The following is a 19,633-nucleotide window of genomic DNA, read 5'->3' as shown; positions in this document are numbered from 1 at the left end:
GGGACAGGCGCCGCGGCTGTTCCGTACGACGTTGTACGGGACATCAGGGGACGGGTCACACGGTCAGTGCGCGATCCGTCGGCTTGATGGGAGCCGGCAGGGCGCTGGCTCCGGTCAGGAAGCGGTCCACGCCCTTGGCCGCGGAACGGCCCTCGGCGATGGCCCACACGATCAGCGACTGGCCGCGGCCGGCGTCACCGGCGACGTACACGCCGGGGACGTTGGTGGCGAAGTCCGTGTCGCGGGCGACGTTGCCGCGCTCGTCGAGCTCCAGGCCGAACTGCTCGACCAGGCCGTTCTCCCGGTCGGTGCCGGTGAAGCCCATGGCGAGGGTGACCAGCTGGGCCGGGATCTTCCGCTCGGTGCCCGGCTTCGGCTCCGGGCGGCCGTCCTTGAACTCCACCTCGGTCAGGTGCAGCCACTGGACGTTGCCGTCCTCGTCGCCCTCGAAGTGGGTGGTGGAGACGGAGTAGAGCCGCTCACCGCCCTCCTCGTGCGCGGAGGTGACCTTGTAGAGCATCGGGAAGGTCGGCCAGGGCTGGTTGGGGTTCCGCTCGTCGCCCGGCTTGCCCATGATCTCCAGCTGGGTGACGGAGGCCGCGCCCTGGCGGTGGGCGGTGCCGACGCAGTCCGCGCCGGTGTCGCCGCCGCCGATGACCACGACATGCTTGCCCTCGGCGGTGATCGGGGCGACCGTCAGGTCCCCCTCCTGCACCTTGTTGGCGAGCGGGAGGTACTCCATCGCGAAGTGGATGCCGGTCAGCTCGCGGCCGGGCACCGGCAGATCGCGGGAGGTGGTGGCACCGGCGGCGATGACCACGGCGTCGTAGCGCTTGCGCAGCTTCTTGGCGTCGAGGTCGCGGCCGATCTCCACCTCGGTACGGAACTTGGTGCCCTCCGCGCGCATCTGCTCGATGCGGCGGTTGATGTGGCGCTTCTCCATCTTGAACTCGGGGATGCCGTAGCGCAGGAGGCCGCCGAGACGGTCCGCGCGCTCGTAGACGGCGACGGTGTGGCCGGCCCGGGTCAGCTGCTGGGCGGCGGCCAGACCGGCCGGGCCCGAGCCGATGACGGCGACGGTCTTGCCGGAGAGGCGCTCGGGCGGCTGCGGGGTGACGTCCCCGTTGTCCCACGCCTTGTCGATGATGGAGACCTCGACGTTCTTGATGGTCACCGGCGGCTGGTTGATGCCCAGCACACAGGCGGCCTCACAGGGCGCCGGGCACAGACGACCGGTGAACTCCGGGAAGTTGTTGGTCGCGTGCAGCCGCTCGCTGGCCTCGGTCCAGTCCTCGCGGTAGGCGTAGTCGTTCCACTCGGGGATGAGGTTTCCGAGCGGGCAGCCGTTGTGACAGAACGGGATACCGCAGTCCATGCAGCGCGACGCCTGCTTGCTGATGATCGGCAGCAGGGAGCCGGGCTGGTAGACCTCGTTCCAGTCGTTGACGCGCTCCTCGACGGGGCGGGTCTTGGCGATCTCGCGCTCGTGGTTCAGGAAGCCCTTGGGGTCAGCCATTGGTCGCCGCCTCCATCATCTTCTCGTGGGTCTCGGACTCGGAGAGTCCGGCTCGCTCGGCGGCGTCCTTGGCGGCGAGCACTGCCTGGAAAGTGGCCGGGACGACCTTGCTGAAGCGGGCGGCGGCCGCGTCCCAGTCGGCGAGGAGCTTCTCGGCGACGGTGGAGCCGGTCTCCTCCTGGTGGCGGCGCACGACGTCGTGCAGCCACTGCTTGTCGGTGTCGTCCGGGGTGGTGACCGCATCGGCCAGTTCACGGTTGACGTTGTCCGGGTCGAGGTCGATGACGTAGGCGATGCCGCCGGACATGCCCGCCGCGAAGTTGCGGCCGGTCTCGCCCAGGACGACGGCATGGCCGCCGGTCATGTACTCGCAGCCGTGGTCGCCGACGCCCTCGGAGACCACCGTGGCACCGGAGTTACGGACGCAGAAGCGCTCGCCGACCCGGCCGCGCAGGAACAGCTCGCCGCCGGTGGCGCCGTAGGCGAGGGTGTTGCCGGCGATGGTGGAGTACTCGGCGAGGTGGTCGGCGCCGCGGTCCGGGCGGACGATGACCCGGCCGCCCGACAGGCCCTTGCCGACGTAGTCGTTGGCATCGCCCTCCAGGCGCAGCGTGATGCCGCGCGGCAGGAACGCGCCGAAGGACTGGCCGGCCGAGCCGGTGAAGGTGATGTCGATGGTGTCGTCGGGCAGACCGGCGCCGCCGAACTTCTTGGTGACCTCGTGGCCGAGCATGGTGCCGACGGTCCGGTTGATGTTCCGGATCGCGATCTGTGCCCGGACCGGCTGGGCGGCCTCGGCGTTCTCCGCGGCCAGGGCGTCGGCGGCGAGCTTGATCAGCTCGTTGTCGAGCGCCTTCTCCAGGCCGTGGTCCTGCTCGATGACCTGGTGGCGCACGGCGCCGTCGGCCAGCTCGGGGACGTGCAGCAGCGGGGCCAGGTCCAGGCCCTGCGCCTTCCAGTGGTCCACGGCGCGGGAGGTGTTCAGCAGTTCGGCGTGGCCGACGGCCTCGTCGAGGCTGCGGAAGCCCAGCTCGGCGAGGATCTCACGGACCTCTTCCGCGATGAACTGGAAGAAGTTGACGACGTACTCGGCCTTGCCGCTGAACCGCTCGCGCAGCGTCGGGTTCTGGGTGGCGATGCCGACCGGGCAGGTGTCCAGGTGGCAGACGCGCATCATGATGCAGCCGGAGACGACCAGGGGTGCGGTCGCGAAGCCGTACTCCTCGGCGCCCAGCAGGGCGGCGATGACCACGTCGCGGCCGGTCTTGAGCTGACCGTCGGTCTGCACCACGATCCGGTCGCGCAGGCCGTTGAGCAGCAGCGTCTGCTGGGTCTCGGCCAGGCCCAGCTCCCAGGGGCCGCCCGCGTGCTTCAGCGACGTGAGCGGCGAGGCACCCGTACCGCCGTCGTGGCCGGAGATCAGCACCACGTCCGCATGCGCCTTGGAGACACCGGCGGCGACCGTGCCGACGCCGACCTCGGAGACCAGCTTCACGTGGATGCGGGCCTGCGGGTTGGCGTTCTTGAGGTCGTGGATCAGCTGAGCCAGGTCCTCGATGGAGTAGATGTCGTGGTGCGGCGGCGGCGAAATCAGCCCGACGCCGGGAGTGGAGTGCCGGGTCTTGGCCACCCACGGGTAGACCTTGTGGCCGGGCAGCTGACCGCCCTCACCGGGCTTGGCGCCCTGGGCCATCTTGATCTGGATGTCGTCGGAGTTGACGAGGTACTCGCTGGTCACACCGAAGCGGCCGGAGGCGACCTGCTTGATGGAGGAACGGCGCGCCGGGTCGTAGAGACGGTCCGGGTCCTCGCCGCCCTCACCGGTGTTGGACTTGCCGCCCAGCTGGTTCATGGCGATGGCCAGGGTCTCGTGCGCCTCCTGGGAGATGGAGCCGTACGACATGGCGCCGGTGGAGAAGCGCTTGACGATGTCGGACGCCGACTCGACCTCCTCGATCGGGATCGAGGGGCGCTCCGAGGCGAAGGAGAACAGGCCGCGCAGCGTCATCAGCCGCTCGGACTGCTCGTTCACCCGCTCCGTGTACTGCTTGAAGATGTCGTAGCGGCGCGAGCGGGTGGAGTGCTGGAGCCGGAAGACGGTGTCCGGGTCGAAGAGGTGCGGCTCGCCCTCGCGGCGCCACTGGTACTCGCCGCCGATCTCCAGCGCGCGGTGCGTGGCGGCGATGCCAGAGGCGGGGTAGGCCTTGGCGTGCCGCGCCGCGACCTCCTTGGCGATGACGTCCAGGCCGGCGCCGCCGATCTTGGTGGCGGTGCCGTGGAAGTACTTCTCGACGAACGCCTCGTCCAGACCGACGGCCTCGAAGACCTGCGCGCCGCGGTAGGAGGCGACGGTCGAGATGCCCATCTTGGACATGACCTTCAGGACGCCCTTGCCGAGCGCCTTGATGAGGTTCTTGATGGCGGCCTCGGCCTCGATGCCGGGCAGGAAGGTGCCGGCGCGGACCAGGTCCTCGACGGACTCCATGGCCAGGTACGGGTTGACGGCCGCGGCACCGAAGCCGATGAGCAGCGCGACATGGTGCACCTCGCGCACATCGCCGGCCTCGACGAGCAGACCGACCTGGGTGCGCTCCTTGGTGCCGATGAGGTGGTGGTGGACCGCGGCGGTGAGCAGCAGCGACGGGATCGGGGCGTGCTCGGCGTCGGAGTGGCGGTCGGAGAGCACGATCAGCCGGGCACCGTCGTCGATGGCGGCGTCGGCCTCGGCGCAGATCTCCTCGATCCGGGCGGCCAGCGACTCGCCGCCGCCGGAGACCCGGTAGAGGCCGGAGAGGGTCACGGCCTTCATGCCGGGCATGTCGCCGTCGGCGTTGATGTGCACGAGCTTGGCCAGCTCGTCGTTGTCGATGACCGGGAAGGGCAGGGTCACGCTGCGGCAGGAGGACGGGGTCGGCTCCAGGAGGTTGCCCTGGGGGCCGAGGGAGGAGATCAGCGAGGTGACGAGCTCCTCGCGGATGGCGTCCAGCGGCGGGTTGGTGACCTGCGCGAAGAGCTGGGTGAAGTAGTCGAACAGCAGCCGGGGGCGCTCGGAGAGCGCGGCGATCGGCGAGTCGGTGCCCATCGAGCCGATGGGCTCGGCGCCGGCCTTGGCCATCGGGGCGAGGATGACGCGCAGCTCTTCCTCGGTGTAGCCGAAGGTCTGCTGGCGGCGGGTGACCGAGGCGTGGGTGTGCACGATGTGCTCACGCTCGGGCAGGTCCGCGAGCTCGATCAGACCGGACTCCAGCCACTCCTGGTAGGGCTGCTCGGCGGCGAGCTGCGCCTTGATCTCGTCGTCCTCGATGATGCGGCCCTCGGTGGTGTCCACGAGGAACATCCGGCCGGGCTGCAGACGTCCCTTGCGGACGACCTTGGCGGGGTCGATGTCCAGGACGCCGACCTCGGAGGAGAGCACGACCAGGCCGTCGTCGGTGACCCAGTACCGGCCGGGGCGCAGACCGTTGCGGTCGAGGACCGCGCCGACCTGGTTGCCGTCGGTGAAGGTGACACAGGCCGGGCCGTCCCAGGGCTCCATCATCGTGGAGTGGTACTGGTAGAAGGCACGCCGGGCCGGGTCCATGGAGGGGGAGTTCTCCCACGCCTCGGGGACCATCATCAGCACGGAGTGCGGCAGCGAACGGCCGCCGAGGTGGAGCAGCTCCAGGACCTCGTCGAAGGAGGCGGAGTCGGAGGCGTCCGCGGTGCAGACCGGGAAGATCCGCTCCAGGTCCTCGCTGCCGAAGAGCTTCGAGGCCAGCTGCGACTCACGTGCCCGCATCCAGTTGCGGTTGCCCTTGACCGTGTTGATCTCGCCGTTGTGCGCGACGAAGCGGTAGGGGTGCGCGAGCGGCCAGCTCGGGAAGGTGTTGGTGGAGAACCGCGAGTGGACCAGCGCGATGGCGGTGGCGAAGCGGCGGTCGGACAGGTCCGGGAAGAAGGGCTCCAGCTGGCCGGTGGTCAGCATGCCCTTGTAGACAATCGTCCGGGCGGACAGCGAGGGGAAGTAGACCCCGGCCTCCCGCTCGGCGCGCTTGCGCAGCGCGAAGGCCTTGCGGTCCAGCGCCAGGCCCGTGTTCCTGCCATCGCTGACGAAGATCTGGGAGAAGGCCGGCATGGTGGCGCGGGCGCCGTTGCCGAGCAGCTGGGGGGCGACGGGAACGACGCGCCAGCCGATGACGTCCAGGCCCTCCTCACCGGCGATCGTCTCGATGCGTGAGACGGCCTCGGCCGCTTCCTGGGCCTCGGACGGGAGGAAGGCGATGCCGACGGCGTAGGCGCCGGCCTCGGGGAGCTCGAAGGTGACGTTCTCGCGAAGGAACGCGTCCGGCACCTGGAGCAGGATGCCGGCGCCGTCACCCGAGTCGGGTTCCGAGCCGGTGGCACCGCGGTGCTCCAGATTCGTCAGGACGGTGAGTGCCTGCTCGACCAGTGCGTGGCTGGCCTCGCCGGTGAGGGTGGCCACAAAGCCGACGCCACAGGCGTCGTGCTCATTGCGCGGGTCGTACATGCCCTGCTGGGCAGGGCGGCCGTCCATGGGCGACCAGGCGGCGGCGCTGGCGCTGCTGGTGGTCGCGGAGTGCGTGGACGCGAAACGCATCGGCTCTCCCAACGTCGTCGTGGCATAGGCATTGCCGAGGGACGACGTTGGCCCTCCGCGAAATTTCGTGCAGGTTACAGGATGGCTCCCTTCCCAAAAAGCGAAAAGGGGCTTCCAACATGCGGACACCGCACATGCGGTGAGTCAGTACGCGGACGGAATCGGGGCCGTCCCACAAGGCGGCGTTCGGCGAGCGACATTGCCCGCGACGCCTGGGCCTTATGCCCGGTCGTCAACAAACCGAAACCGCTGGGTAACGCGGTAATTATGCAGTCACTCGTATGACACCTCAGCCTACGACGGTTCCGAACAGTCCTCCCAGGGCGTACGTCACACCCGCCGCGGCGCCGCCGAGGGCCAGTTGGCGCAGCCCGCTGAACCACCAGGAGCGCGCCGTCACCCGTGCCACCACGGCCCCGCAGGCGAACAGCCCGGCCAGCGCGAGCAGCACCGCGGGCCAGATCTCGGACGCCCCCAGCAGATAAGGAAGGACAGGCAGCAGCGCGCCCAGCGCAAACGATCCGAAGGAGGAAACCGCGGCAACGGTGGGCGAAGGAAGGTCGGACGGGTCGATGCCCAACTCCTCGCGGGCATGGATCTCCAGGGCCTGCTCCGGGTCCCTGGAGAGCTGTTCCGCGACCCGCCGGGCGAGCGCCGGCTCGACCCCGCGCGATTCGTAGAGGGCCGCCAGCTCCTCCAGCTCGTCCTTCGGGTGCTTGCGCAGCTCGGACCGCTCGACATCCAGCTCGGCCTCCACCAGCTCCCGCTGCGAGGCGACCGAGGTGTACTCCCCCGCGGCCATCGAGAAGGCGCCGGCGGCCAGGCCCGCGAGGCCGGTGATGATGATCGTCTGCTGCGACAGCGCACCGCCGGCGACACCCGTCATCAGGGCGAGGTTCGAGACCAGCCCGTCCATCGCGCCGAAGACCGCGGGGCGCAGCCAGCCGCCGTTGACATCACGGTGGGTGTGGTTGTCGCGGTGGGCCACATGCGTCGGCGCCGCGGCATCCATGATCTCCATGACGGACATATCGGTACCTACTCCCTGCAACGAGGTGTGGGCCGATGGCGGCACTTCCCCCTCCAACACCTCGAAGTTATGCGCGCATTACCCTCCGCCGCTAGCAAGGAAGGCCGAACTTACCGCGCTGACCTGCGGTTTTTCCGCGGACCCGGTGATGAGATCCGGGTCACACGCCCTTTTCGGGTCCTCGGGCGGTCCGGTCCGGCGGGCCGCCCGAGGGAGTCGACCGGGTGACCCTGCCGCCCCGGAGAGGAGAGCCGGGCCGCCGCGTGGCACGGATACAGCGCAGCGGTCCGAAGCCCGGCCGGCGCCCCCGCCGTCCCCGGGCGGCGGTCCGGCCCGTACGACAGAACGGCACGCACCATGAGCGCAGCGCACTCCCCGCCCGCGGATCCGGCCGTGCCCGCCGCCGCGGGCGACGGTGGGCGCGACCGGGCCCGCGGCGCGATGCTCGGGCTCGCCGTCGGTGATGCGCTCGGCGCCCCGGCGGAGAACATGAAGCCCTCGCAGATCCGCCACCGCTGGGGCCGGATCGAGGGGTATGTCGAGGACGACCCGGCCGGCACCGACGACACCGAGTACGCCATCTTCTCGGGGCTGCTGCTCGCCGGGCACGGCTCGGCGCTGACCGTCGCCCACGTCGAGGCCGCGTGGCACCAGTGGATCGCCGACCGCGACGAGGGGCCGTTCCGCGGCGCGGGCTTCAGCGAGCGCGGCACCCTGGAGAACCTGCGCCGGGGCCTGGCCGCCCCCATCTCCGCCCAGCACCGGCACGCCTGGAGCGACGGGCTGGCGATGCGCGCCGCGCCGTTCGGGGTGTTCGCCGCCGGGCGGCCCGCCGAGGCCGCCCGGCTGGTCGCCATCGACGGCACCGTCAGCCACGACGGCGAGGGCATCTACGGCGGCATGGCGGTGGCCGCCGGGGTCGCCACCGCCATGGTCGCCCTCCCCCAAGGACCTTCGACAGGCTCCGCTCCAGGGGGGACCCCCAACACCGATGCGGTGATCGCCGCCGCGCTGTCCGTCGTACCGGAGGACTCCTGGACCGCCCGCTCGCTGCGCCGGGCGGTCGGCGCCGCCCAGCGCTCCCGCTACGACCCGGGCATCACCCAGCTCGGCACCGAGCGCGCGGTGCGCTCCGCGGTCGTGGTCGGCGGCTACCCCTGGACGGATCTGGCGCCCGAGGCCGTCGGCCTGGCCTTCGGCGCCTTCGCGGCGGCCCGCGGCGACTTCTCCGGCTCGGTGCTGACCGCGGTCAACATGGGGCGCGACGCCGACACCACGGCGGCCGTGGCCGGCGCGCTGGCCGGTGCGCTCTGCGGCGGCGCCGCGATCCCCGAGGACTGGGCCGGTGCCATCGGCCCGGCGCGCGGCAGCTGTCTGCCGTCGATGGCCGGCTATCACGTCCTGGACATCGCGGAACTGCTGACGCCGCAGGGGGCCTGGGCCCGTACCGCGGTGCGGCCGGGGACCGGGAGGGACGTCGGGGCCGGAACGGGCGCCGGGGTGGGGGCCGGATGAACGGCGGGCGCGCCCCGCGGGACGCCGCCGCCCCGGACGGCCCCCCGGACACCGCCGACGCACGGGACCGTATCGAAGGGCTGCTGCTCGGGCTGGCCTCGGGCGACGCCGCCGGGTGGCCCGCGGCCCGGCACCGGGCGGCGCGGATGCCGGAGTGGACCCGGCGGCTGACCCGTGAACTCGACACCTTCGCCGAGCAGAACGCGACCACGACCCTGCCGGTGCCGATCGCGCTGAACCAGCCGCCCGAGCCGCTGCGGCTGGGCCCCTCCGACGACGCCGAGTGGGCGGCCTTCACCGCCGAATCGGTGCTCACCGCGGCCGATGCGCTCCTCAGCGACCTGGGCCGCGACCGCCGGATGCGGGCCGCGATCGACCTCGCCTGGAACGCGCTGGCCGGCGAGGTCGCCGCGGCCGCCGACCGGGCACCCGAGGTGGAGTCCGCCGTGCTGCCGCTGCGCGCCCGGATCTCCGTACGGGCCGGGCTCGGCAACCTCGCCGCCGGGCTGCGGCCGCCCGCCACCGGCCACGACAACCCGCACTTCTTCGACGACGCGGCCTGTGTGCGCGCCGTCGTGCTGGCGGTGGTGCATCCGGGAGAACCGTCCGCGGCGGCCGACCTGGCCGAGTACGACGCGCGCTACACCCAGGACGGCGACGGGGTGCACGGCGCCCGTGCGATGGCCGCCGCGGTCGCGGCCGCGCTGGGCGGCGCGGGGGCCGGCGGCTGTGTGGACGCGGCGCTGGACCAGCTCCCCGAGGGCACCGAGATCCGCCGCAACGCGCTGCATGCGGTCCGGCTCGCCCAGGCCTTCGCCACCGACGGTCGTGGCCGTTGTTGCCGCCCCGGCACCGCCTTCGCCCTGGTGCCCGTGCTGGAGCACGAGATCGTCGACCACGTCTACAGCTACGGCATCGCCGCGGCCGAGACCGTCCCGGTGGCACTGGCGCTCGCGCTGGCGTCGGACGGGCTGGTCGCCGAGGCGGTACCGGCCGCCGCCTGCCTCTCCCGGGTCGCCGACTCCGCCCCGGCCCTGGCCGGGGCGCTGACCGGAGTGCTCGGCGGCGCCCACGCCCTGCCCCGCACCTGGCGCGACGCCTGCCGGGTGCTGTCCGGCTGCGCGTTGCCACGGCTGGCCGGCACGGACCTCGTCGAGCTGGCCGGGCTGCTCGCCGGTACGGAGCTGACCGCCCCCGAAGCCGCGGGGGCGGCCGTCCCGCCGGCCCTCCCGGAAGCCGTCCCCGGCGCCCTTGTGGCCGCCTCCCTCTCCCCCACCGTGGAAGGACTCACCCGCACATGACCTACGCAAGCGAGCAGACACCGGCCACGACGCCGGGCACGGCGGACGCGTCCGGCGCGGAGGCCGCCCAGGCCACCCGGGTCCTGCCGGGCATCGCGGTCACCCCGGTCGCCACGCCCTCGCCCATGAGCCCGGTGCCTCCCGTCGTCTCCGCCCCGCCGTCCCTGGAGGACCGGGCGGCCGGCGCGCTGGTCGGCGCCGCCGTGGGCGATGCGCTCGGCGGGCCCGTGGAGGGCTGGTCGCCGCAGGAGATCGTCAAGCGGCACGGCGGCCGGGTCGGGGGCATCGTCGGACCGTTCCACGACGACTGGCGCACCGCCCGCCCGATCGCGCCGTACCACAAGGGCGACGGCCACGTCACCGACGACACCTTGATGACGCACGCGCTGGTGCGGGTCTACGAGACCGTGCGCGATCACCTCGACGCCTATGACATCGCCGACCACCTCGTACCGGATCTGATCGGGACCCCGCGCTGGATCCCCGAGCTGGAGACCGAGGCGCTGCCGCTGCAGCGGATCTTCCTCGCCGAGAAGTGGATCGTGGCGCGGCTGCACTACGGGCATGCGGACCCGCGCGAGGCGGGCGTCGGAAACATCGTCAACTGTGGTGCGGCGATGTACATGGCACCGGTCGGCATCGTCAACGCCGGCAATCCGGACCGGGCGTACGCCGAGGCGCTGGACATCTCCGGCGCCCATCAGTCCTCCTACGGGCGGGAGGCGGCGGGGGTGTTCGCCGCGGCGGTGGCCGCCGCGTTCACGCCGGACGCCACCCCGTCCTCGGTCGTCGTCCAGGCGCTGCGGCTGGCCAAGGACGGCACCCGCGCCGCGATCGAGGCGGTCTGCGAGGCCGCGGCGTCGCTCACCGACCCCGAGTCGGCGCTGGTGCCGCTGCGTGCGGCGATCGCCCCCTTCGACACGGTGGGCCCGGACTACCGCAACCCGTCGCTCGGTGCCCGGCGCCCCTCCCGGCTGCACGCCATCGAGGAACTCCCCATCGCCCTGGGCATGTTGCTGATCGGTGGCGGCGACTTCCGGGCCACGGTCCTCGGCGCGGTCAACTACGGCCGTGACTGCGACTCGATCGCCACGATGAGCGGCGCGCTCGTCGGCGCCCTGCGCGGCGCGGCGGCGGTGCCGGCCGAGTGGAGCGAGGAGGTCGCCCGCGCCAGCCGTCTCGACCTGCAGGCGCCCGGGACCGCGCTGGCCGCCGTCGCCCGCGAGATCTTCACCCGTGACCGGGCCCGCGCCCGCACCCATGAGCAGGCCTTCACCGCCATCTCGGCCATCCCGGCGATGACGGAGGCGGGCGAGCGGTGACGGCCACGGCGGCCGTCGCCCGGCCCGTTTCCGCGGCCCCGCTCCGGGTGACCTGGGTGCAGCCCGAGGACCTGATCGGTCATGAGCTGCGGCAGGCGGCGGAGGACGGCCGGGACGCCGCCGGGATCGCCCGGCGGTGGCGGGCGGCGGGCGGCACGACGGCCACCGGCCGGGCGGGCGCCTCCCCCGGCCCCGCGGACCCGGCACTTCGGGCCCTCGCCGGGACGCTGCTCGACGAACTCGCGCTGCTGCCCTGCCCGTCGGAGGACGACGAGCCCACCGGACTGACGGCCATTCAGGCAACCTGGGCGCCGGTGAGCCGCGGGCCCCGGCCGGACGACCGCACCCTGACCGCCCGCCTGGAGGCAGCCTGGCTCGGGCGGGCGGCCGGCTGTCTGCTCGGCAAGCCCGTCGAGAAGCTGCCGCTCAGCGGTGTGCGCGCGCTCGCCCGCTCGACCGGTAACTGGCCACTGGCCGCGTACTTCACCGACAGCGGACTCGATCCGGCGGTGGCCGCGCGCTACCCGTGGAACCGCCGCAGCCGCACCACCTCGCTCGCCGGGAACATCGACGGTATGCCCGAGGACGACGACCTCAACTACCCGCTGCTCGGTCTGCTGCTCCTCGAACGCCACGGCCACGGCTTCACCACCGCCGATGTGGCGCGGCTGTGGCTGGACGAACTCCCGGCCGGCCGTACCTTCACCGCCGAGCGCCTCGCGTACCGCAATCTCCTGGACGGCATCGAGCCGCCGCACACCGCGCGGCACCGCAACCCGTTCCGGGAGTGGATCGGCGCGCAGATCCGTGCCGACATCTTCGGCTGGACGCACCCCGGCGATCCGGCGGCCGCCGCGGCCGAGGCCTGGAAGGACGCCACGCTCAGCCATACCGCGAACGGGGTGTACGGCTCGATGTTCGCGGCCGCCGCGCTCGCCGAGGCGGCCGGCGGCACCGCCGACGTGCACGGCGCGCTGCGGGCCGGGCTGGCCGTGATCCCGGCGCCTTCCCGGCTCGCGCAGGCCGTCCGCTGCGGTATCGCGGCGGCGCACGACGAGCCCACCGGTACGCCGGCCGGCTTCGCGGCCGTCGTCGACCGGCTGCACACCGCGTACGGGCACCACCACTGGGTGCACGCCGTGCCGAACGCGGCACTGCTGGCCGCCGCGCTCACCCACGCCGACGGCGACTTCACCGGCTCCATCTGCCGTGCGGTGTCCGGGGGTTGGGACACCGACTCCAACGGCGCCACGGCCGGCTCGCTGGCGGGGCTGCTCGCCGGATCACCCCGGGCGCTGCCCGCCCGCTGGACGGCACCGCTGCGCAACCGGCTCGCCACCGGCGTCGGCGGGCTGGACGGCATCGGCTTCGACACCCTCGCGGCACGTACCGCCGCCCTGGCCGTGCCACGCCACTCCCCCGACCGACCGGAGGCACCCGCGCCATGACCGACCCGTCCCTGTCCGGGATGACCGGGCCCGCCGCCGGCGACCGCACCGCCGCTGAGCCCCCCTCCGGCGGTCCGCTCGCCGGGCTGCGGGTGCTCGACCTCGCCACGCTGTTCGCCGGTCCGCTCGCCGCCACCCTGCTGGGGGACTACGGCGCCGAGGTGATCAAGGTCGAGCATCCGCACCGGCCCGACCCGTCGCGCGGCCACGGCCCCGCCAAGGACGGCATCGGGCTGTGGTGGAAGCTGCTGGGCCGCAACAAGAAGACCATCACGCTCGACCTCTCCCACCCGGACGGCCGGGACGTCCTGCTGCGGCTGGCAGCCGGGGCGGACGTAGTCGTCGAGAACTTCCGGCCCGGGACCCTGGAGCGATGGGGGCTGGGCTGGGACGAGCTGTCCGCCGCCAACCCGCGGCTGGTGCTGGCCCGGGTCACCGGCTTCGGGCAGTTCGGCCCGTACGCCCGCCGCCCCGGGTTCGGCACCCTGGCCGAGGCGATGAGCGGCTTCGCCGCGATCACCGGTGAGCCGGGCGGGCCGCCGACCCTGCCGCCGTTCGGTCTCGCCGACGCGATCGCCGCGCTGACCACGTCGTACGCCGTGATGGCCGCGCTGCACGGGCGGGCGGCCACCGGCCACGGCCAGGTCATCGACCTGGCGCTGATCGAACCGATGCTGACCGTCCTCGGCCCGCAGCCGCTCTGGTACGACCAGCTCGGCCATGTCCAGCCGCGGACCGGCAACCGCTCCGCCAATGTCGCGCCGCGCAACACCTACCGCACCGCCGACGGCTCCTGGGTGGCGGTCTCCGCCTCGGCCGAGTCGGTCGCCGAGCGGGTGATGCGGCTGGTCGGCCGGCCCGAGGTGATCGACGAGCCCTGGTTCGCGACCGGCGCGGGACGCGCCCGGCACGCCGATGAGCTCGATACGGCGGTCGCGGACTGGATCGCCCGGCACGACCGGGCCGAGGTGACGGCCGCCTTCGAGAAGGCCGAGGCGGCTGTGGCGCCCATCTACGACATCCGCGAGGTGATGACGGATCCGCAGTACCAGGCGCTGGGCTCGATCACCGAGGTCCCGGACGACGAACTCGGCACCATCCGGATGCAGAACGTCCTCTTCCGGCTCTCCCGGACGCCGGGCGCCATCCGGTGGGCGGGCCGCCCGCACGGCGCGGACACGGACGAGGTGCTCGCCGGAATCGGGCTGACCGGTCCCGAGATCGACGGGCTGCGCACGGCGGGTGCACTGTGAAGCCGGCTCCCCCGACGCCTCGGCAGACCGCCATCCCCACGCCGCTGACCTGGCTGTATGTTCCCGGGGACCGCCCCGAGGTGGTCGCCAAGGCGCTCGGCTCCGGGGCCGATGTGGTCGTGATCGACCTGGAGGACGCGGTCGCCCCGGACCGCAAGGAGCACGCGCTGCGCGCCACCGCCGAGCTGCTGAGCGACCCGTCCCCGGGCCCCTCCCCGGTCCATGTCCGCGTCAATGCGCTGGACGGCCCGCTCGCCGAGACCGAGGTCCGCACGCTCGCCACGCTGCCGGGCCTGGCCGGTCTGCGGCTGCCCAAGGTGCAGAGCCCGGCGGATGTCCACCGCGCCGCCGGCTGGGCGACGGCGGCGGCCCGGCCCGTCCCCGGGCACCTCCCCTACGCCGCGGAAGGGTCCGTGCGCCCGGCCGGGCGCACCCTCGCGGGCCACCGGGCCTCTTCCCGTACGGCCGCGGGAACCACCACCGCCACCCTCGCCCCCGCGGCCACCGCGAGCGCGCTCCCCGCCACCCCGGCCCTGTACGCCCTGCTCGAATCCGCGCTGGGCATCGAGCACGCCTTCGCCATCGCCACCGCGCACCCGGCGCTCCGCGGGATCGCGCTCGGCGAGGCCGATCTGTGCGGGGAGCTGGGGGTGCGGGACGACACCGGGCTGGCCTGGCCGCGCAGCCGGACCGTGGTCGCCGCCCGCGCGGCGGGGCTGGCCCCGCCGCCGCAGTCGGTCTACCCCGACATCCACGATCTGGACGGGCTGGCCCGGTCCTGCGACCGGGGCCGCGCCCTGGGGTTCCTGGGCCGGGCGGCGGTCCATCCCCGCCAACTCCCGGTCATCGAGGCCGCGTATCTGCCCTCGGCGGAGGAGATCGCGGCGGCACGGGAGACGGTGCGGGCGGCCGCGGCGGAGGGCGGCGGGGCGCTGGCGCTGCCGGACGGCCGGTTCGTGGATGCGGCGGTGGTCGCGGGGGCGCGGCGGGTGCTGGAGCTGGCCGAGCGCCGGCGCTGACCGCGCGCCGCCGCCGGGTCCGGTTTCCGGGTCCGGGTCCGGACAGCACAGCGCCGGGCGGATCCGACGTATCGGGTCCGCCCGGCGCGGTCGGCGGCCGGTGGCCGCCTCAGGTCTTCTTGGTGCTGCCGCTGCCGGCGGGCTTGGAGGCATCCGCCGCAGGCGCGTCCGCCGCGTCCTCGGCCTTCTCCTCGCCGGGCTCGTCCTTCGCGGCCTCCGCGGACTCCGCGGCCTTTGCGGACTCCGCGGACTTTGCGGCCCCGTCGGCGTCCGGCTCCGTCCCGCCGTCATCGCCGGACCCCGTCGTCGACGGCTTCTCGACCGACACCTTGGCCTCATCGGCGCTGTCGGCGCTGTCGGCGCCCTCGCCGTCCTCACCCTCCGCGGGCTGCGCCCCCGGCTCGACGACCGCTTCCCGGCCGGGTGCCTTCTTGGCGGAGATCACCAGGTAGGCGACGGCCAGGACGAAGACGATCAGCGCGGTCCAGACGTTCAGCCGCAGGCCCAGGATGTGGTGCGCCTCGTCGACCCGCATGTACTCGATCCAGGCGCGGCCGGCGCAGTAGGCGGCGACATACAGCGCGAAGGCCCGCCCGTGGCCGAGCCGGAAGCGCTTGTCGGCCCAGATCACCAGCGCCGCGACGCCGATGCACCACAGGCACTCGTAGAGGAAGGTCGGGTGGTAGGTGCCGCCGACCCGTCCGATGGCCGGGTCGGAGCTGATCTTCAGCGCCCACGGGACATCGGTCGGCCTGCCGTACAGCTCCTGGTTGAACCAGTTGCCCCAGCGGCCGATCGCCTGCCCGAGGGCCAGACCGGGCGCCAGCGCGTCGGCGTACGCGGGGAGCGGGATGCCGCGCCGGCGGCAGCCGATCCAGGCGCCCACGGCGCCGAGCGCGACCGCGCCCCAGATGCCGAGGCCGCCCTCCCACACCTTGAAGGCGTCCAGCGGGTGGCCGTTCGGGCCGAAGTACGGCTCGTACGTCGTGATGACGTGGTAGAGGCGGCCGCCGACCAGCCCGAAGGGCACGGCCCACACGGCGATGTCGGCGACGGTGCCGGAGCGGCCGCCACGCTGCACCCAGCGCTTGTTGCCGAGCCAGACGCCGACGAAGACGCCGATGATGATGCAGAATGCGTAGCCGCGCAGCGGGATCGGGCCGAGATGTACGACGCCGACCGACGGGCTGGGAATGAATGCGAGGTCCATGGCAGGGTCGACGCTACCGCGCCGGGCGGGGTCGACGACAACCCGCCCGGCAACGGCTGCGTAACGACCCCGCATTCACGCCATGACGCTGCGTGTCCGGGAAGACCGCAGCGCCTCTCGGGGCGGGGCCCTAGGACCCCGGTGTGACCCCCACTCCGGGCTGCTTCCCCTGGGGCGAGGCGCTCCGTCCGGCCTGCTTTCCCTGGGGTGAGCCGTGCGTGCGCGGTGCGGCGCCGGTGTGCGGCGAGGAGCTCTTCCCCGGCTGCTTGCCCTTGTTGGCGTCCTGCACCATCTTCTTCAGGTCCGCGGGCGTGAACCGGCCGCCCTTCTCCTTCGAGAGGTCCTTGCCGTTGAGCAGGACGGTCGGGGTGCCGCGGTATCCGGACTTGGCGAAGGCGTCGTTGGACTTCTGCACGAAGTGGTCGTACCTCCCGTCGTTGACGCACGTGGTGAAGGCCGGGGTCGCCAGTCCCTTGACCTTGCCGGCCAGTTGGAGGAGGTACTTCTTGTCGGCGAACTTGTCCTGCGGCTCGGGCGGCTGGTGGGAGTAGAGGACGTCGTGGTACTCGCGGAACTCCCCGGCGTCCTGGGCGCACAGGGCGGCGTTGGCGGCGTTGACCGATCCCTTGCCGCCGGAGTTCCCGTCGATGATCGTCACGAGGTGGTACTCGGTCTTGAGCTGGCCGGAGTCCTCCAGCTCGTGGACGGCCGGGCGGAAGCCGGTCTCGAACTGCCGGCAGGCGGGGCAGCGGAAGTCCTCCCACACCGTGAGTGTGGAAGGGGCGCCGGCTGCACCGACGGGAATGGCGGGTCTGCTGCCGCCGCTGGCCTGCTTCGGACGGGCGGTTTCGTTGTCGGAGCTGCTCCCGCCACTGCCGCCCGACGAGGTCGCCCAGACGGCGATGCCGCCGGCGATCGCCAGCACCACCAGCACCGATCCGGCGACGACGGCCTGACGGCGGCGCCGGGCGCGCACCCTCTCCTTTTCCCGCTGTTCCTGCAGCCGCTCGCGGGCGGTTCTCTTACCCTCATGGTTCTTCTGGCTCACGCCCCTGGACAACGAAGCGGAGGGGCGCTCCCGCACCCCTCCGCACCGATGTTCGCCCTATCGAGGGACAGCGCGCCGGGCCCGCGTACCCGCAGGCCCGGCCGCACGCATCCGCTCAGGACCGCTTGCGCACGCCCTCGGCCAGCTCGCCCGCCAGGGCGCGGATCCCGGCGAGACCGTCCGCCAGATCGCCGTCCGCCGCCAGCAGCCGCTTGACGAACGCCGAGCCGACGATCACACCGTCCGCGAACCGGGCCACCTCGGCGGCCTGTTCGGGGTTGGAGACGCCGAGGCCGACGCAGACCGGCAGGCCGGTGGTCGCCTTGGTGCGCCGTACGAGATCCTGCGCCTGCGCGCCCACCGACTCGCGGGTGCCCGTGACGCCCATCAGCGACGCGGCGTACACGAAGCCGGAGCCCGCCGCCGTGATCTCGGCGAGTCGCGCGTCCTTGCTGCTGGGGGCGACGACGAAGACGGTGGCGAGGCCGTGCTTGTCGGCGTGCTCCCGCCAGGTCGCGGACTCCTGGACCGGCAGGTCGGGCAGGATGCAGCCGGCGCCGCCCGCCTCGGCGAGCTCGGCGGTGAAACGCTCGATGCCGTAGCGGTCGATCGGGTTCCAGTACGTCATGACGAGGACGGGCTTGCCGGTGGCCTCGTGCGCCTCGCGCACGGTCCGCAGCACGTCCGCGATCTTCACGCCGCCGCGCAGGGCGATGTCGTCGGCGGTCTGGATGACGGGTCCGTCGAGTACCGGGTCGCTGTGCGGCAGCCCGATCTCCACGACGTCCGCGCCGCCGTCGAAGACGGCCTTGGCCGCCTCGATGCCGCCCTCGACGGTCGGGAACCCGGCCGGCAGATAGGCGATGAGGGCGGAGCGGCCCTCGGCCTTCGTGGCGGCGAGGGTGTCACTCAACAGCTTGATGTTCCCGCTCACTTGACGTCCCCCTCGATCTCCGCGTCAGCGGTGTCGGTGTCCGCCTCGACGGCGGCGTCGGTGTCGTACAGGCCGAAGTACTGGGCGGCGGTGTCCATGTCCTTGTCGCCGCGCCCGGACAGGTTGACGACGATCAGTCCGTCCGTGCCGAGCTCCTTGCCGAGGTCCAGGGCCCCGGCGAGGGCGTGGGCGCTCTCGATGGCCGGGATGATGCCCTCGGTCTGTGAGAGCAGGCGCAGCGCCTGCATCGCCGCGTCGTCGGTGACGGCACGGTACTCACCGCGGCCGCTGTCCTTGAGGAAGGCGTGCTCGGGCCCGATGCCCGGGTAGTCGAGACCGGCCGAGATGGAGTACGGCTCGGTGATCTGGCCCTCCTCGTCCTGGAGGACGTAGCTCCGGGAGCCGTGCAGGATTCCGGGCTCGCCGGCGCTGAGCGTGGCGGCGTGCTCCCCGCTCTCGATGCCGTGGCCGGCCGGCTCGCAGCCGATGAGCCGTACGCCGGCGTCCGGGAGGAAGGCGTGGAAGAGCCCGATGGCGTTGGAGCCGCCGCCGACACAGGCGACGGCCGCGTCGGGCAGACGGCCTGCGCGCTCCAGGATCTGGCGGCGCGCCTCGACGCCGATGACGCGGTGGAAGTCGCGCACCATCGCGGGGAACGGGTGCGGTCCCGCGACGGTCCCGAACAGGTAGTGGGTGTGGTCGACATTGGCCACCCAGTCGCGGAAGGCCTCGTTGATGGCGTCCTTGAGGGTGCGGCTGCCGGACTTCACGGCGATGACCTCGGCGCCGAGCATCCGCATCCGGGCGACGTTGAGGGCCTGGCGCCGGGTGTCGATCTCGCCCATGTAGACGGTGCAGTCGAGGCCGAAGAGCGCACAGGCCGTGGCGGTGGCGACGCCGTGCTGGCCGGCGCCGGTCTCGGCGATGACCCGGGTCTTGCCCATCCGCTTGGTGAGCAGCGCCTGCCCCAGCACGTTGTTGATCTTGTGCGAGCCGGTGTGGTTGAGGTCCTCGCGCTTGAGGAACACCCGGGCCCCGCCGGCGTGTTCGGCGAACCGCGATACCTCGGTGAGCGCGCTGGGGCGCCCGGTGTAGTTGACCATCAGGTCGTTGAGCTCGGCGGCGAACGCGGGGTCCGCCTTGGCCTTCTCGTACTCGACGGCGACCTCGTCGACCGCGGCGACCAGCGCCTCGGGGATGAACTTGCCGCCGTAGGCACCGAAATAGCCGTCGGGGCCGGGCACGCGCCCCTCGAGGTCGGGAAGGAAGAAATCGGAGGACATCAGACGCACTCCTAGGCCGGGGCAACTGCCCCGGAAGTCCGGTTATGTCGGAGATATTCGGGATTCGAGCATCACGGTATTCGGCGCGCACGCTGCGGGGTCGCTGCCGCCGCAGAGCCGGCGGGACCGGTTCTGCGGACGGGCGGTGCGGGGACCG

13 protein-coding genes are annotated in these 19,633 nt (G+C 72.9%); 6 read left to right on the top strand and 7 right to left on the bottom strand.

Annotated elements, in window-relative coordinates:
- Positions 1-55: 55 nt before the first annotated feature.
- The 3 genes from ACWGI6_RS28060 to ACWGI6_RS28050 all read right to left on the bottom strand — a co-directional run bounded on the left by ACWGI6_RS28060 (position 56) and on the right by ACWGI6_RS28050 (position 7,134).
- Positions 56-1,516, bottom strand: a complete 1,461-nt coding sequence (locus tag ACWGI6_RS28060) for a glutamate synthase subunit beta (protein WP_453270092.1) — start codon at positions 1,514-1,516, stop codon at positions 56-58.
- The gene (gltB, locus tag ACWGI6_RS28055; RefSeq protein WP_453270091.1) at positions 1,509-6,113 is read right to left on the bottom strand and encodes a glutamate synthase large subunit; all 4,605 of its coding nucleotides are present in this window, start codon (positions 6,111-6,113) and stop codon (positions 1,509-1,511) included. The genes ACWGI6_RS28060 and gltB overlap by 8 nt, the downstream gene beginning before the upstream one ends.
- 289 nt (positions 6,114-6,402) lie before the next feature.
- A complete protein-coding gene (locus ACWGI6_RS28050; RefSeq protein WP_453270130.1) occupies positions 6,403-7,134 on the bottom strand; it encodes a VIT1/CCC1 transporter family protein in 732 nt (243 codons plus the stop codon).
- A 366-nt stretch (positions 7,135-7,500) separates the two neighbouring features.
- Here ACWGI6_RS28050 and ACWGI6_RS28045 point away from each other — a divergent pair, with 366 nt between their 5' ends.
- From ACWGI6_RS28045 to ACWGI6_RS28020, 6 genes are all read left to right on the top strand, one after another.
- A complete protein-coding gene (locus tag ACWGI6_RS28045; RefSeq protein WP_453270090.1) occupies positions 7,501-8,658 on the top strand; it encodes an ADP-ribosylglycohydrolase family protein in 1,158 nt (385 codons plus the stop codon).
- A complete protein-coding gene (locus ACWGI6_RS28040) occupies positions 8,655-9,959 on the top strand; it encodes an ADP-ribosylglycohydrolase family protein (RefSeq protein WP_453270089.1) in 1,305 nt (434 codons plus the stop codon). Before ACWGI6_RS28045 ends, ACWGI6_RS28040 begins: the two co-directional genes overlap by 4 nt.
- 125 nt (positions 9,960-10,084) lie before the next feature.
- Positions 10,085-11,281 (top strand): ADP-ribosylglycohydrolase family protein, encoded by a 1,197-nt coding sequence (locus tag ACWGI6_RS28035; protein WP_453270129.1) that lies wholly within the window; start codon positions 10,085-10,087, stop codon positions 11,279-11,281.
- The gene (locus tag ACWGI6_RS28030) at positions 11,278-12,729 is read left to right on the top strand and encodes an ADP-ribosylglycohydrolase family protein (protein WP_453270088.1); all 1,452 of its coding nucleotides are present in this window, start codon (positions 11,278-11,280) and stop codon (positions 12,727-12,729) included. Before ACWGI6_RS28035 ends, ACWGI6_RS28030 begins: the two co-directional genes overlap by 4 nt.
- Positions 12,730-12,749: 20 nt before the next feature.
- Positions 12,750-13,982 (top strand): CaiB/BaiF CoA transferase family protein, encoded by a 1,233-nt coding sequence (locus ACWGI6_RS28025; RefSeq protein WP_453270128.1) that lies wholly within the window; start codon positions 12,750-12,752, stop codon positions 13,980-13,982.
- The gene (locus ACWGI6_RS28020) at positions 13,979-15,001 is read left to right on the top strand and encodes an HpcH/HpaI aldolase/citrate lyase family protein (RefSeq protein WP_453270087.1); all 1,023 of its coding nucleotides are present in this window, start codon (positions 13,979-13,981) and stop codon (positions 14,999-15,001) included. The genes ACWGI6_RS28025 and ACWGI6_RS28020 overlap by 4 nt, the downstream gene beginning before the upstream one ends.
- A 109-nt stretch (positions 15,002-15,110) precedes the next feature.
- Here the strand turns inward: ACWGI6_RS28020 and lgt are convergent, their stop codons facing one another.
- The 4 genes from lgt to trpB all read right to left on the bottom strand — a co-directional run bounded on the left by lgt (position 15,111) and on the right by trpB (position 19,476).
- Positions 15,111-16,211 (bottom strand): prolipoprotein diacylglyceryl transferase, encoded by a 1,101-nt coding sequence (gene lgt, locus ACWGI6_RS28015; protein WP_453270086.1) that lies wholly within the window; start codon positions 16,209-16,211, stop codon positions 15,111-15,113.
- A gap of 130 nt (positions 16,212-16,341) precedes the next feature.
- Positions 16,342-17,259, bottom strand: coding sequence for a DsbA family protein (locus ACWGI6_RS28010; protein WP_453270085.1), 918 nt, complete (start codon positions 17,257-17,259; stop codon positions 16,342-16,344).
- 115 nt (positions 17,260-17,374) lie between these two features.
- On the bottom strand, positions 17,375-18,193 hold the full coding sequence (gene trpA / locus ACWGI6_RS28005; RefSeq protein ID WP_453270084.1) for a tryptophan synthase subunit alpha: 819 nt from the start codon (positions 18,191-18,193) through the stop codon (positions 17,375-17,377).
- Positions 18,190-19,476, bottom strand: coding sequence for a tryptophan synthase subunit beta (gene trpB / locus ACWGI6_RS28000; RefSeq protein WP_453270083.1), 1,287 nt, complete (start codon positions 19,474-19,476; stop codon positions 18,190-18,192). The genes trpA and trpB overlap by 4 nt, the downstream gene beginning before the upstream one ends.
- Between the last annotated feature and the right edge of the window lie 157 nt (positions 19,477-19,633).

It is taken from the genome of Streptomyces sp. NPDC054786 (assembly GCF_053611685.1).
This window is presented reverse-complemented; position numbering and strand designations above follow the sequence as displayed.